General features: G+C 72.7%; 2 protein-coding genes (both only partly in view). Both read left to right on the forward strand.

Annotation, left to right across the window (positions count from 1 at the left end):
• A protein-coding gene (locus AC067N_RS23890; protein WP_478680914.1) for an SDR family NAD(P)-dependent oxidoreductase crosses the window boundary here: on the forward strand, nucleotides 1–13,803 show its final stretch. The gene continues 14,301 nt to the left of window position 1, outside the view; the window shows 13,803 of its 28,104 coding nt (coding positions 14,302–28,104); the start codon falls outside the window, past its left edge; its stop codon occupies nucleotides 13,801–13,803.
• Nucleotides 13,800–16,333: the beginning of an SDR family NAD(P)-dependent oxidoreductase gene (locus tag AC067N_RS23895; protein ID WP_478680915.1), read on the forward strand. The gene runs 11,179 nt beyond the window's last position; only the first 2,534 of its 13,713 coding nucleotides appear in the window; it begins with the start codon at nucleotides 13,800–13,802; its stop codon lies beyond the right edge, outside the window. Before AC067N_RS23890 ends, AC067N_RS23895 begins: the two co-directional genes overlap by 4 nt.

Raw genomic sequence — 16,333 nt, forward strand, 5'->3', positions numbered from 1 at the left:
GTGTCGCACGTCTGCGGGTTCCACGGCCCGAGCATGAGTATCGACACGATGTGCTCGTCGTCCCTGACGGCCGTTCACCTCGCCTGCCAGAGCATCAGGTCGGGCGAGTCCGACGTGGCGGTAGCGGGCGGTGTCAACCTCTCGCTCCACCCGAACAAGTACCTGCTGCTGAGCCAGGGCAAGTTCGCCTCGACGGACGGCCGATGCCGGAGCTTCGGCGCGGGCGGCGACGGCTACGTGCCCGGCGAGGGCGTGGGCGCGGTCCTGCTGAAGCCGCTGGCGAAGGCGGTCGCCGACGGGGACCGGATCCACGGCGTCATCAAGGGAACCGCCGTCAACCACGGCGGCGCCGGGGGTTACACGGTGCCGAGCCCCAAGGCGCAGTCGGAGGTGATCGGCCGCGCCCTGGAGAGCGCCGGGGTCGGTGCGCGTGCGGTGAGCTACATCGAGGCGCACGGCACCGGGACCGCGCTGGGTGACCCGATCGAGATCACCGGCCTGTCGAACGCCTTCCGTGACCACACGGACGACAAGCAGTTCTGCGCGATCGGCTCGGTGAAGAGCAACATCGGCCACGCCGAGAGCGCCTCGGGCATCGCCGGGATCACCAAGGTGCTGCTGCAGCTGCGGCACGGCAAGCTCGCGCCGTCCCTGCACGCGCGGACGCTGAACCCGCACATCGACTTCGCGGACACCCCGTTCGTCGTCCAGCGCGAACTGGCCGACTGGGAGCGGCCCGTACTGCCCGGTGGCGGTGCGGGCGAGCAGGCGCCGCGTGTCGCCGGGATCTCGTCCTTCGGCGCGGGCGGATCGAACGCCCACGTCATCATCGCGGAGTACGTGCCGGACGGCCACGAGGACGGGTACCCGCTCGACCCCGCACTCGGCGCGGTGGTGCCGCTGTCGGCGCGCACCGAGGACGGGTTGCGGGCGCGGGCCGAGAACCTGCTGGAGTGGCTGGAGCAGCCGCGGAACGCGGCCGTCGAGCTGGCCGACGTGGCCTACACGCTGCAGGTCGGGCGGGAGGCGATGGAGGAGCGTCTGGGCGTACTCGCCGCGTCCGTGTCGGACCTGGTGGCGGCGTTGCGCGCCTTCCTGGCCCCCGACGGCCCGGGCGACCCGGCCGGTGCCGTGGTGCGCGGCTCGACCAGGAACGAAAGCGGAGTACGGACGCTGCTGGCCGCCGACGCCGATCTGGGCACGATGGTCGCGACCTGGGCGGGCAAGGGGAAGTACGACAAGCTCCTGGAGCTGTGGGCCAACGGCGTGCCCGTCGACTGGAGCGTCCTGTACGACGGTCGCACGCCGCGCCGCATCGGGCTGCCCGCCTACCCCTTCGCCCGCGAGCGCTACTTCCCGTTCGACGGCCAGCCGCTCACCACGCCGGAGCACGCCGCCGCGCCCCGGGCCGGTGCGCCCGTCCGGAACTCGCGGCCTCTGGTCTTCACCGAGGACTGGGAGCCCGCCCCCCTGGAGGACGTGACGGAGGGCCGGGCACGGCGGCTCGGCAGCATCGTCGTCCTGTGCGCCGGTGCCGAGCCCCAGGCGGAGGTCGCGCGGGCGGTCCGAGCGCTCGACCCCGACGCCCGCGTCGCCTTCGTCGCGCCGGGCACCGCCTGCCGCGAGATCTCCCCGGACTCGTACGAGGTCCGCACGGCGGAAGCGGGCGACTATGTGAAGGCCTTCGCCGCCATCGCGGCGAGCCACGGCGGCATCGACGCCGTCTGGGACCTGTGGAAGCTGGCACCGGACTCGCGCCCGGACGACGTCAGCGAGGTCGTCCTCGCCCTCCGGGCCCTGGCCGGGACCGAAGCGGGCGTGCGGCGGTTCGTGCTCGCGGGCCAGTACCGCGACGGTGTCGGGCGCGCCCACCTCGAAGCGGCCATCGGCTTCGAGCGCTCGCTGGGACTCGTACTGCCGCAGACCGCCTTCACGGTCGTGCTCCAGGACGCCGCCGACCCGCGGCGGCCCGGCGGACTCGCGGACTGGGTCGGGCGGCTGGCCGCCGAAGCGGGCCAGGAGACCGCGTCCAGCGCCCTGTACCGGGACGGCCGGCGCTACGTCAGCCGCGTCCGGCCGACGGAGCCGGCCGAGGCCCCCAGCGCCTTCAAGCGCGGCGGGACCTATCTCGTCACCGGTGGCCTGGGCGGCCTCGGCCTGCTCGTGGCCGGGCACCTCACCCGCACCTACGGGGCCGGCGTGGTGCTGACCGGCCGCTCCGCGCCCGACGCGGCATGCCGGGAGAAGGTGCGCGAACTCGGCGCGGACAAGGCCCTGTACGTACAGGCGGACGTCTGCTCCGCGGGCGACATGAAGCGGGTCCTGGCGCAGGCTCGCGAGCGGTTCGGAGCCGTGCACGGCGTCATCCACGCTGCGGGCGTGGAGAGCGAGGGGAGCGTGCTCGACAAGAGCGTGGCCGCCTTCGAGCGAACCACGGCCGCAAAGGTCGCGGGCACGCTCGCGCTCGACGAGGCGCTGGCCGGTGAAGTCATCGACTTCGTCTGCTACTTCTCCTCGACGTCCGCGGTGATCGGCGACTTCGGCACCTGCGACTACGCATTCGGCAACCGCTTCCAGACGGCCTACGCCGCCCAGCGCGGCGAACGGGCCGCCGCCGGGGAGGTCTCCGGCAAGACCGCTGTGATCAACTGGCCGCTGTGGCGCGACGGAGGCATGCGCCTCGACGACGACGCGACCGACCTGTACCTGCGCTCCAGCGGCCAGGACCTGCTGGAGACGGAGGACGGACTGCGGCTCTTCGAGGCCCTGCTGGCCCAGGACGCCGTGCAGCACATGGTCGTGGTCGGGGAGCCGGGCCGGGTGCACCGCTTCCTCGGTCTGCCGCCGCAGCCGACGGTCGCCGCGGCGGAGCACGCCGCCGCATCCGTCACCGCGCCCGCGGCGGCGCCCCCCGGGCCGTCGGCCAAGGGCGTCGCCGAGGGTCTGGACCAGGACCTGCGGAACATCATCCACCGCGTCGTCAAGGTCGCGCCCGACAGGATCCACGAGGACGACAACCTCTCCGAGTACGGCTTCGACTCGGTGAGCCTCGTCGAACTGGCCACCGGCATCGGCAAGCACATCGGCGTCGACATCACACCGTCGGTCTTCTTCAGCCACCCCACGCTCGGGAAGCTGCGGGGCCACCTCGTCGGCAAGCACAAGGACGCCCTCGACGCGCTGTACGGGGCGGCGTCAGCGCCGACGGCGGAGGAATACGCCGACGCGCCCGCCGTACCCGGCGTGCCTGTCGTGTCCGTCGCGGAGGACCGGACGGGGACGGCACCTGCCGCGCAGGCGGTCCGCGTGCCGGCGGCGAGGCCGGCGGGCGGCGACGAAGCCGTGGCAGTCATCGGCATGAGCGGGCGCTTCCCCGGCGCGGGCGACGTCGACGAACTGTGGTCCGTCCTCGCGGAAGGTCGCGACGTCATCAGCCCGGTGAGCGCCGAACGGCTCGCGCTGTGGGGCGAGGCGGCCGACAGCCCGCTCGCCGCCTTCCGCTGCGGACAGCTCTCGGGTCCCGAGGAGTTCGACCCGCTGTTCTTCGAGATTTCCCCCAAGGAGGCCCGCGCCCTCGACCCGCGTCAGCGGCTGCTCCTGCAGGAGTCGTGGCGGGCGCTGGAGGACGCGGCGTGGCGGCCGGGATCGCCGGGCAAGGTCGGCATGTTCGTGGGCGTCGAGCACGGCGACTACGAGGGCCTGGCCGAGAGCACGGGCAGCATCACCGCCAACCACGACGGTGTCCTGGCCGCGCGGCTCGCCCACTTCCTCGACTTCACGGGCCCGGTCATGGCGATCAACACCGCCTGCTCGTCCGGGCTTGTCGCTGCCCACCAGGCGTGCCTGAGCATCCGCGCAGGCGAGTGCGACACGGCACTCGCCGCGGGCGTCAGCCTGATCACCACCCCCCGGCAGCTCACCGACATGCGACAGGCGGGAATGCTGTCCGAGGACGGCGTCTGCTACGCCTTCGACGAGCGCGCCGACGGCATGGTGGCGGGCGAGGCCGTCGCCGTCGTCGTGCTGAAGCGGCTGTCGGCGGCCGTCGCTGACGGGGACCGGATCCACGGCGTCATCCGCGCCAGCGGGATCAACTACGACGGCCGGTCCAACGGCATCACCGCGCCCAACGGTGCCGCGCAGGCAGAACTCCTGCGGTCGACCTACGAGAAGCACGGCATCGACCCGGCGGAGATCGACTACCTGGTCGCCCACGGCACGGGCACCCGGCTCGGCGACCCCGTGGAGGTCAACGCGCTCAACGACGCCTTCACCGGCCTCACCGACAGGCGCCGGTACTGCGCGCTGACCTCGACCAAGCCCAACGTGGGTCACACGCTCGCTGCGTCCGGGCTGGTCAGCCTGATCGGGATCCTCCAGGCCATGCGCCACGAGACCATCCCGGCCAGCCTGCACTGCGAGCAGGAGAGCACGTACATCGACTGGCAGGACAGCCCGTTCTTCGTGAACCGGGCGAACAGACAGTGGCCGCGCACGGCAGGACGCGAGCGGGTCGCGGCCCTGAGCGCCTTCGGAATGAGCGGAACCAACGCACACATGGTGGTGGGAAGCTTCGTGACGCCCGAAACCGAGCCCGACTCGACGGTGCCCGCCCACCTCTTCGCCGTGTCGGCGAAGGACGCGGAGGCGCTGCGGCAGCGGGTCGCCGACCTGGTGGACTTCCTCGACGGCGGCGCCGGCGGGCACGGCCCACGCGAGATCAGCGCGACGCTGCTCGACGGCCGGACCCACTTCCGGCACCGGTGCGCCGTGGTCGCCCGCGACACGGACGAGGCCGCACGCCTGCTCCGCGACTGGCTGGGCGGCGCGGCCGCGCCGGGAGCCGTCGACGGCAGCGTGGCCAAGGGCTTCGTCCCGCGGACCGATGTGCTGGAGTCCGGCAACGGCCTGGTACGCGAGGCGTACCGGCTGCGCCACGACCGGCAGGCGTTCACGGAGGCGCTGCGCCCCGCCGCCGGACTCTACTGCCAGGGGTACGACCTGGACTGGCGGGAGCTGTACGGCGGCAGGCGCCTGACCCCCGTGTCGCTGCCCGGGTACCCGTTCGCCAAGCGGAAGTGCTGGCCCGCCGACGTCACGCGGCTGCCGGCCGGAGCGGCAGAGGGAGCGGGTGTCGGCACCGGGGGCGGGAGCGTCGACGACGCCCGGCTGCGGCGGGTGATCGCTGACTCCGGGAGCGGCCGGGGGTTCGACGATGACCTCCTGTGCGGACTGCTGGTCGCGCAGTTGCGGGAGCTGGGCATGGCGGCGGAGGGCAGCGGCTCCGTCGCCGCGCTCCGAGACCGCCTCACGCCGGGCGGCGTCCATGGCCGCTGGCTCGACGAGAGCCTGCGGTTCCTGGCCGAGCACGGTTATCTGGAGCTGGACGCGGAGCGCTACGAGCCCACCCCGAAGGCGGTGGCGGACGGTGCCACCGCGTGGCGGCGCTGGGCGGCCGTCTGCCGGGACAACGGAGGCACGAACCCCTACGTCAACCTCATGGACCAGGCGATCCGCGGGTGCGCGGACGTCGTCTCCGGACGCAGTAGGGGAACCGACGTGATCTTCCCCGACGCCTCCACGTCGCTGGTCGAGGGCGTCTACCGTCGCTGCGACAGCGCCGAGGCCCTCAACGAGGTCGTCGCGGAGCAGGTGGCGGACCGCGTCGCGGCCCTGCTTGCCGCCGCCCCCGGCCGCCGGGTCCGCGTGCTGGAGATCGGCGCGGGCACGGGTGGCACCACCGAGAAGGTGCTGGGCGCGCTGAGCCGTCACCGGGACGCCGTCGCCGAGTACTGCTACACCGACGTCTCCGCCCACTTCCTGCGTACGGGCAGGCGGCAGTTCGGCGCCGCGCACCCGTACCTGCGCTACGAGCACTTCGACGTGGAGCGGAGCCCGGCGGAGCAGGGCCTGTCCGAGGGGACGTACGACATCGTCCTCGCGACCAACGTCCTGCACGCCACCGGCGATGTCCGGGCGGCGGTGCGCCACGCGCGCGCCCTGCTGGGGCGCGACGGCACGCTCGTCCTGAACGAGCTGGCCGCCCGCACCCTGTTCTCGCACCTGACCTTCGGCCTGCTCGACGGATGGTGGCTCTACCGGGACCCGGAGCTGCGGATCGCCGGATGCCCCGCGCTGGAGCCCGACAGCTGGCGGTCGGTGCTGCGCGACGAGGGCTTCGCTGCCGTCTCCTTCCCCGCCGCCGCCGTCCACGGCGCCGGGCACCAGGTCGTCGTCGCCCGCACCGGCGTGGCGGCGACCGCACCGGACGCGGGCCGCCAGGACCTCGGTACGCGGATCAGCGGCGCGGACCACCGCGAGACCTACGACCGCGCGACGTACGACCGTGCCGCGCACGAGCCGGACGCGCGCGAACTCGACGCGCGCGTGCGGCGCGAGATCGTGGCGCAGCTCCGGAAGGCCCTGGAGCTGGATGAGCACGAGATCCACGTCGAGGACTCGTTCGCGGACTACGGCGTGGACTCCATCGTCGGCGTCCAACTCGTCCGGGATCTCAACGAGACCCTCGGCGGGGTGCTGGAGCCCACCGATTTGTTCGACCACAGTTCGGTCCAGCGCCTGGCCGCCTACGTCACCGAGAACTTCGCGGCGCGGATCGGCGCCCGTCTGGTGCGGCCCGCGCAGGACCAGGAGGCCGCGCCCCCCACGGCGGGCGCTGCGGACACGGCATACACAGCGCCCACCGCACCCTCGGCACACCCGGCACCCGAGATGCTCGCGGCGGGCCCGGCCGGTGCTGACGTGGTGCCGGCCGGGCGCGCCGAACCGCACCTGGAGCCGATCGCCATCGTCGGCATGAGCGGCCGGTTCGGCCGGGCGGAAAGCGTCGACCAGCTGTGGGAGCACCTCGCCAACGGGGACAGCCTCGTCGGCGAGATCACCCGCTGGGACATCTCCCGGTTCGCCGAGCCCGGCGCCGACGTCCCCCGTCACGCGTCGCTGATGAACGACATCGACCTGTTCGACCCGGCGTTCTTCCAGATTTCCGGCGTCGAGGCGACCTATATGGACCCCCAGCAGCGCATCGCCCTGGAGGAGTCCTGGCGGGCACTGGAGGACGCGGGCTACGCCGGTGCGGGCGTCCAGAGCATCAACTGCGGTGTCTACATCGGTACCCAGCCCGTCGACTACCTGCCGTCGCCCGGCGCCGACACCCCGGCCCAGGCCATGTGGGGCAATGCCGAGTCGATCATGCCCGCCCGCATCTCGTACCACCTCGACCTGCGGGGCCCCGCCATCGCCGTCGACACGGCCTGCTCGGGCTCACTGGTCGCCGTGCACCTGGCGTCCCAGGCGCTGCGCGCGGGCGAGGTCGAGATGGCGCTGGCGGGCGGGGTATCCGTCCAGTGCGCGCCCCACTACTACCTTCAGGCCCACCGGGCCGGGATGCTCTCCGCGACCGGGCGGTGCCACACCTTCGACGAGCGGGCGGACGGCTTCGTACCCGGCGACGGCGTCGGCTTCGTCGTGCTCAAGCGTCTGAGCGACGCGCTCGCCGACGGCGACCACATCCACGGCCTGGTCCGCGGCTCCGGCCTCAACCAGGACGGCACGTCCAACGGCATCACCGCGCCGAGCGCGAAGTCCCAGGAGCAGTTGCAGCGGTTCGTTTACGACAAGTACGGCGTCGACCCGGCCGACATCGGGTTCGTCGAGGCGCACGGCACCGGCACCCGGCTCGGCGACCCCATCGAGTTCCAGGCGCTGACCCGCGCGTTCCGCCGCTACACGGACAAGCGGGAGTACTGCGCCATCGGCTCGGTGAAGACCAACATCGGCCACACGTCGCCGACGGCGGGCGTGTCCGGGCTCATCAAGATCCTTCTCGCGCTGCGGCACCGAGAGATCCCGCGCTCCCTCAACTTCGAGCAGGGCAACCCGCACATCGACTTCGCGGCGAGCCCGTTCTACGTCAACACCGTCCACCGGCACTGGCCCGCCGAGGCCGGGCGGCCCCGGCTCGCGGCGCTGAACTCCTTCGGGTTCAGCGGGACCAATGCCCACATGGTGGTCGAGGAGGCGCCCGTTCGGCAGCGCGACGGCGTCCGCCCGCCCGTCCACCTCGTCGTGCTCTCCGCGCTCTCTCGCAAGCAACTGCACACCCAGGCCGAGCAGTTGGCCGATCACCTGCGCGCCAACCCCGGCACCGATCTGGGTGACGTCAGCCTGACGCTGCTGCTCGGCCGCAGGCACTGCGCGGTCCGGCTGGCCTGCGTCGCGCGGACCACCGGCGAACTGGTGGAGCTGCTCAGGGAATGGTTGTCGACCGGGCGCGAGGAGCACGTGCGCGTCACCGACCTCTCCGAGACCCGCCGGGGCGGCGACATCGAGCAGGAGCGGCACGGCGACTCCCGCATCCGGCAGTGCGCCGCAGACGTGTCGGAGAGCGAGCGCGCCGAGCACCTTGCGGTCGTCCGCGACCTGTACCTCCAAGGGTACGAACTGGAGTACGCGGAGCTGTTCGCCGCCGGTGCGTACCGGCGCACCCCGCTGCCGACGTACCCCTTCCAGCGCCGGCGGTACTGGCTGCCCGAGGCGGTCGAGGCCCCCAGCAGGCCCCCGGCCCCGCGCGTGCGGCCCGCGCTCGCGGGTCCGGTGGCCGAGGAGCCCGCAACCGCGCGGCCCGCACCGGCTGAGTTGCCCGCACCCGCAGAGTCCGTGTCGGCGCGGCGCCCGGCGCTCCCCGCGGATGGCAACCACCTGACGCTGACCCCCGTGTGGGTCCGCGACCAGGCACCCGCGCGGGAGCCGGCCCCGCAGGCCGGTGTGGTCGTGTTCGGTGCAGACGCCACCGAACGCGCCCGGCTCACCTCCGTGTTCGGCGCGCCCGCCTTCCTGGACATCGAGCCCGCGCTCGGTGTGGAGGAGCTGACCGCGCGGCTGCGCGGCGTCGGGGACATCCGGCACCTCGTCTGGATCTCGCGGACGGGCGACGACTCGGACGCCACCGCGCTGCTGCGGCGGACCGACGCCGGGGTGATCGCGTTCTTCCGTCTCGTCAAGGCGCTGCTCGCGCTGGGGCACGCGGGTTCGGACCTGACCTGGGCCGTCGTCACCCGGCAGACGCAGCCCGTACTGCGCGGCGAGCGGGTCCACCCCGCCGACGCGGGCCTGCTCGGCCTGGCGAGCGTGATGGGCAAGGAACTCCCCAACTGGCGGGTGAGTCCGCTCGACCTCGGCGCGGGCGACGACCTTCCCGTGACCGCCCTGCTCGGCGCCGCTTCGCAGCCGGTCCGCGCGCTGCGAGGCGGACAGTGGTTCCGCCAGCGGCTGGCGCCCGTCGCGCTCGCCGCGCCCCATGGCAGCCCGTACACCAGGGGCGGAGTGTACGTCGTCCTGGGCGGGGCCGGCGGGCTCGGCGAGATCTGGAGCGAGTACGTGATCAGGGGCTTCGGCGCCCAAGTCGTCTGGATCGGCAGGCGGGAGCCGGACGACGCCGTCCAGCGCAAGATCGACAGGCTGGCCGCGCTCGGCCCCGCGCCCTGGTACGTGCGCGCCGACGCCGCCGACCGCGATTCGCTCGCCGCCGCCCACGCGCGGATCAAGCAGCGCTTCGGCACTGTCAACGGCGTGGTCCACTCCGTGTTCGGCCTGGTGGACCAGGGCCTGCCCAACACCGACGAGCAGCGGCTGCGGCTCGGCCTGAGCGCCAAGCTCGACGCGAGCGCGTGGATGGCCGACGTCTTCGATGCCGACGGCCTGGACTTCATGCTGTTCTTCTCGTCGATATCGTCGCTCAACCCTGCCATGGGCTATTGCAGTTACGTCGCGGGTAGCGCCGTCGAGGACGCCCTCTCCCACCGTCTGTCTGCCGAGCGGCCCTACCCCGTGCGGGTGGTCAACTGGGGGTACTGGGGTGCGGTGGGAAGCGGTCTCGACGTGCCGCAGCACATCAGGGAGCGGATGTACGGGCAGGAGGGGCTGGCCGACATCGACCCGGCCCGCGCCATGGACACCGTCGAGCGGCTCCTGGCCTCGCAGCTGGTGCAGGTGGCCCACCTCAACACGCGCAAGCCGGAGAAGCTCGAGTCGTTCGACGGCCGGGAGTCGGTCCGCGTGCTGGGCCCCCTTGTGCGCGTGCCGGCGCTCTCCCCGGCCCTGCCGTCGCGCGTCGAGCAGGTGCGGGCCGTGCGCACCGGCACCAAGGCCAAGGCGACGGAGCTGGACGAGGTCCTGGCCAGGCTGATCTGGTGCGACCTGCGCGAGCGCGGCTGGTTCGGCAGGCGGACCTTCGACGTGGCGTCCTTCATGCGGGACAACGGGATCCAGGCCGGGTTCGACCGGTGGGTCGGGGAGTGCTTCGCCGTCCTGACACGCTTCGGCCACATCAAGGAGACCAGCGACGGGTCCTTCACCGCCGTCGGCGACCGGTTCGACGCGCGGGCGGCCGAGCGGGAGTGGGAGCGCGGCAAGCGCGTGTGGCTCGCCGACCCCGAGCTGCGGGCCACGGCCGAGCTGGCCGACCGGACCTTCCGGGTGCTCACCGAGATCCTTACGGGGACGGTGTCCGCCGTCGAGGTCATCTTCCCCGGCTCCTCGCTCGAGTTGGTCGAGGGCATCTACAAGCACAACATGATCGCGGACCACTTCAACGATGTCGTCGGCGACTGCGTCGTGGAACTGGTCGAGCGCAGGATCGCCGATGACCCCGACGCCCAGGTCCGCATCTTCGAGGTGGGCGCGGGCACGGGCGGCACGACCGCAACGCTGATGCGGCGCCTCAAGCCGTACGCGCGGAACATCGGCGAGTACTGCTACACCGACATGTCGAACGCCTTCCTCATCCACGGCACGCGCGAGTTCGGCGCGGAGAACCCCTTCCTGCGCTGCCGGCTGTTCGACGCGAGCAAGCCGGTGACGGAGCAGGGCTTCACCGAGGGCGCCTACGACCTCGTCGTCGCGACCAACGTGCTGCACGCCACCCGGGACATCCGCGAGTCGCTGCGCAACGCCAAGGCGCTGATGAAACCCGGGGCCGCCGTGGTCATCAACGAGATCGACGGTTACACGCCGTTCAGCCTGATCACGTTCGCGCTCCTGGACGGCTGGTGGCTGTACGACGACCCGGAGCTGCGCACCGAGGGCGGACCCGCGCTGTCGCCCGAGATGTGGCAGTCCGTGCTGGAGTGGGAGGGGTACCGAGCGGTCGAGTTCCCCAGCGCCGACGCGCACCTGCTCGGCCAGCAAGTCGTCGTGGCCTACAGCGACGGGGTGATCCAGCAGACCCGTTGCGGCGGGCAGCCGGTCGCCGCAGAAGCCGCCATGGTCGCCGCCGCGCCGCCGGCGGGCGGTGCGGACCCGGAGCCCCGTACGCCGACCCGGGTGGACCCGGGAGCCCTCGAGGAGGCCATGGCCGGCTACCTCAAGGATCTGGTGGCGCGCACGCTGATGATCCCGGCGGATTCCGTCAAGACCGGCGAGCCGCTGTCCGCGTACGGCATCGACTCCATCCTGATCCTCCAGCTGCTCAACGGGCTCCAGAAGGACTTCGGGGAGGTCAGCAGCACGCTCTTCTTCGAGTACCGCACCGTCGGCGCGCTGGCCGACCACTTCGTCGCCGAGCGGCCGCAGGACGTCGCCCGGGTGGTCGGCCTCGCGCCGAAGCAGCCGCAGGAGCCGCAGGAGCCGCAGCAGGGGGTCCCCCCTGCCCCGGCGCCCGCCCCGGCCCGGCCCGCCGAGTCCCGTGCCGTCCCGGCACCGGCCCGCGTGACCGACACCCGGACGCCGGAGCGCGCCGTGCGGCCGCGCGGCGGCGGGGACATCGCGATCATCGGGATGAGCGCACGGTTCCCGCAGGCCGATACCCTGGACGAGTTCTGGGCCGGGCTGCGCTCCGGCAGGGACTCGATCACCGAGATCCCCGCGGACAGGTGGGGACTCGACGGCTTCTACGAGGCGGACAAGGACCGGGCCGCCGAAGAGGGCAAGAGCTACAGCAAGTGGGGCGGCTTCCTCGACGGCTTCGCCGAGTTCGACCCGCTGTTCTTCGCGATGACGCCCAACGAGGCGGTGGAGGTCGACCCCCAGGAGCGGCTGTTCCTGCAGGAGACGTGGAAGGCGTTCGAGGACGCGGGCTACACGCGGGCGCGCATCGAGCAGGAGCACGGCGGGCGCGTCGGGGTCTTCGTCGGCATCACGCGCGCCGGGCACAACCTGTACGGTCCCGAGCGGTGGCGGCGCGGCGACACGACATCCCCGTACACCTCCTTCGGTTCGGTCGCGAACCGCGTGTCGTTCAAGCTGAACCTGAACGGCCCCAGCATGCCCATCGACACGATGTGCTCCTCGTCGCTCACGGCGCTGCACGAGGCGTGCGAGCACCTGTTGAGGGACGAGTGCGAACTGGCCGTGACGGGCGGGGTCAACCTCTACCTGCACCCGTCGGGCTACGTCGGCCTCTCCCGGCTGCAGATGCTCTCGGACGACGGCAAGTGCCGCAGCTTCGGGCGCGGCGGCAACGGCTTCGTGCCGGGCGAGGGCGTCGGCGCGCTCGTCCTCAAGCGGCTCGACGACGCGGAGCGGGACAACGACCGCATCCACGCCGTCATCCGCGCCACGAGCGTCAACCACGGGGGCGCGACGAACGGTTACACCGTGCCCAGCCCGGTGGCCCAGGGGAACCTGATCCGCCGGGCGCTGGACAAGGCGGGCATCGACGCTTCCACGGTCAGCTACGTGGAGGCTCACGGCACCGGCACCGAGCTGGGGGACCCCATCGAGATCAACGGACTGAAGCGCGCCTTCTCCGACGACACCCAGGACACCCAGTTCTGCGCGATCGGCTCGGTGAAGAGCAACATCGGGCATGCGGAGGCCGCGGCGGGCGTGGCGGGCGTATGCAAGGTCGTGCTCCAGATGCGCCACGGCGAGCTGGTGCCCACGCTGCACGCGGACGAGGTGAACCCGCACATCGACTTCGCGTCGTCGCCGTTCGTCGTGCAGCGCGAGCGGGCCGAGTGGCGGCGCCCCGTCGTCGGCGTCGACGGGGTCGCCCGCGAGGTGCCGCGCAGGGCGGGTGTCTCGTCCTTCGGCGCGGGCGGCGCCAACGCCCACGTACTGATCGAGGAGTACCGCCCGGCCGGACACGCCTCCCGGCGCGTCCTGGACGGAGGACCGGCCGTGATCGTGCTCTCCGCGATGGACGCGCAGCGGCTGCGCGAGCAGGCGGACGCGCTCCTGCGCTGGCTGGCAGGTCCGGAGCGGGACGAGGTGCCGCTCGCCGACGTCGCGTACACGCTCCAGGTCGGCCGTGAGGCCATGCCCGAGCGGCTCGGGACGGTCGTCGGCTCGCTCGGCGAGCTGGCGGACAGGCTGCGCTGTTTCCTCGACCGGCCCGAGCACACCGAGGGCCTGCACCGCGGCCGCGTCAACCGCGGCGCGGCGTTCACCGCTGACGAGGGCCTGGGCGAGGTCGTCGCGGCCTGGATCGCCGAGGGCCAGTACGCCAAGGTGCTCGACCTGTGGGTGAACGGCTTCGACGTCGACTGGCGGGCGCTGCACGCCGGCATGGACTCGCGGCCGGTATCCCTGCCGACCTATCCCTTCGCCAGGGAGCGGTACTGGGTCGCCGACGAAGCGGTGGACGAAGCGGTGGACGAAGAGGCCGACGAACCCGGCGGCTCTGCGGAACCGGACGGCGAAGGCCCGCGGTCGCAGGTCGACGACGTCCTCGACGACTACCTGAACGGCTCACTCGACCTGGCCGCCGCGGCACAGATGCTCAGCCCGGCGTTCACCACCGCGCCGGTGCGCGCCACGGAAGACGGAGAGGCGGCCAAGTGAACGACGCACTGGTCAAGATGCTGCTGGACCTCAAGGCGAACCGCATCTCCAAGGAACAGTTCAAGGAGGCGGCGAACAGCGGGGCGCCGCGCGCGAGCGAGGACACGGGCCCGGACCTCGTGAGGTTCGGCCCCGTCTGGGAACGGGCGGCCGACGCCACCGCCGCCGGGACACCCGGGCACGTCGTGCTGGTCGCGGGGGAGCGGCAGGTGGCGGAGGCGCTGAGGGGCGCCTTCGACGTCCGCCTCCTGGAGACCCCCGCACCCGGACTCGCCGAGCGCTACACGGAGTTCGCCTGCCAGGTGCTGGAGACGGTCAGGCAACTGCTTGTCGACCCGGCGCTGCCTCGGACGCTCGTCCAGCTCGTCTGCCCGGAGACCGGCGACGACGCGCCGCTGTCCGGTCTGTTCGCGATGGTGCGGACCGCGGCGCTGGAAAACCCGAAGGTCGTGCCGCAGCTGGTGCTCGTCGAACGGGAGCAGCGCGCTCAGCGGGTGGCCGAGCAGGTCCGGGAGGCGCGGGACCACGCCGACGCCTCGGCGGTGCGCTGGCGCGACGGCGAGCGGCAGGTCCTCGCCTGGCGGGAGCTACCGGCCCCCGCCCGCACCGACCTGCCCTGGAAGGAAGGCGGCACCTACGTCATCACCGGCGGCCTTGGCGGCTTGGGCCTGATCTTCGCCGAGGACCTGCTGCGGTCGGTCCGCAGCGCCACGCTCTACCTGACCGGCCGTTCGCCCCTGGACGGCGAGCGGGCGCGGGCGCTGGAGGCGCTGAGCCGCCCGCACGCGCAGGTGCGCTACATGCGGCTCGACGTCGCGGACGCGGCCGCCGTCGAGGAGTTCGTGACCGGGGTCGGGCGGGAGCACGGTTCGATCGACGGCATCATCCACAGTGCCGGGCTCACCAGGGACGGCCTCATCCGGACCAAGACCGCCCAGGAGCTGCGGGAGGTCCTGGCCCCGAAGGTGACCGGGACGGTCAACCTCGATCGCGCCAGCCGGGACCTCGCGCTGGACTTCTTCGCCACGTTCTCCTCCGGCGCCGCGGTCACCGGCAACACCGGACAGGCGGACTACGCGACCGCCAACGCGTTCATGGACGCCTTCGCGCACCACCGCGACGCCCTCGCCGCGGCGGGCCGGCGTTCCGGGCGCAGCCTGTCCGTCAACTGGCCCCTGTGGGCAGAGGGCGGCATGACGGTCGACGAGGAGACGGCGCGGGCGCTCCACGAGGACCTCGGCATGGCTCCGCTGCGCACGGAGAGCGGCATCCGCGTCCTGCACGAGTTCCTCCTGTCGACGCACAGCCAGGTGATGGCCGTCGAGGGCGACGGCGCCCGGATCCGCCGGGCTTTCGCCGCCCCGCCCGCCACCGCCCCGCCCGCCGAGGCCTCGGCGGCCCCGGCGCACACCGGGCCCGGGCTCCCCGCGGCGGCCGTCGACGACGACGAGCTGCGCGAGAAGGTGGTCGACAAGCTCGCCAGGATGCTCGGCGCCGTCACCGGCCTGCGGGCCGCGCAGATCGACGCCGGCGCGACCCTGGAGAGCTACGGGATCGACTCCATCGTCGTCACGCGCCTGAACCGCAAGCTCGCCGCGGTCTTCCCCGGCCTTTCGGTAGCGCTGCTGTACGAGTACAGGTCGCTGGACAGCCTCGGTGCCCACTTCGTCGCCGAACACCGGGAGCAGTGCCTCGTCTGGACCGGCACCGAAGAGGCGCGCCCCGTGGCCACGGCCCCCGCCGTGGCGCAGGCCCCCGCACCGGCCGTCTCCGCTCAGGCCGCCCCCGCCCCTGCCCCGGTCGTCTCCGCTCCGGCCGGCGTCGTGCGGGACACGCCCGACGCCGCCGAGGCCATCGCGGTCATCGGCGTGAGCGGCCGCTTCCCCCGGGCGCGCAACCTCGACGAGTACTGGGAGAACCTGGCCGAGGGGCGCGACTGCGTCTCGGAGGTCCCGCCGCAGCGCTGGGATCTGACCGGCTTCTTCCACGCGAACCGCGACGAGGCCGTCGCGCGGGGGCTGAGCTACAGCAAGTGGGGCGGCTTCCTGGAGGGGTTCGCCGACTTCGACCCGCTGTTCTTCGCCATCTCGCCGCACGAGGCGATGAGCATGGACCCCCAGGAGCGCCTGTTCCTCCAGGAGTCCTGGAACGCGCTGGAGGACGCGGGCTACACCCGCCGCCGCCTGGCCGACCTGCACGGCGGGCGCGTCGGCGTCTTCGCCGGCGTCTCCAAGACCGGCTTCGAGCTGTACGGGCCGGGTCTTTGGGAGCGGGGCGAGAACCTCCACCCCGTCACGTCGTTCGCGGCCGTGGCGAACCGGGTGTCGTACTTCCTCGACCTCAAGGGCCCGAGCCTGGCCATCGACACGATGTGCTCGTCGTCGCTGAGCGCCGTCCACGAGGCGATGGAGCACCTGCGGCGCGGCGAGTGCGACGCGGCCATCGCGGGCGGCGTCAACCTCTACGCCCACCCGTCGAGCTACGTCCTGATGTCCCGGGTGCGGATGCTTTCCGACGACGGCAAGTGCCG

The sequence above is a fragment of the Streptomyces sp. NPDC042364 genome (genome assembly GCF_056437585.1).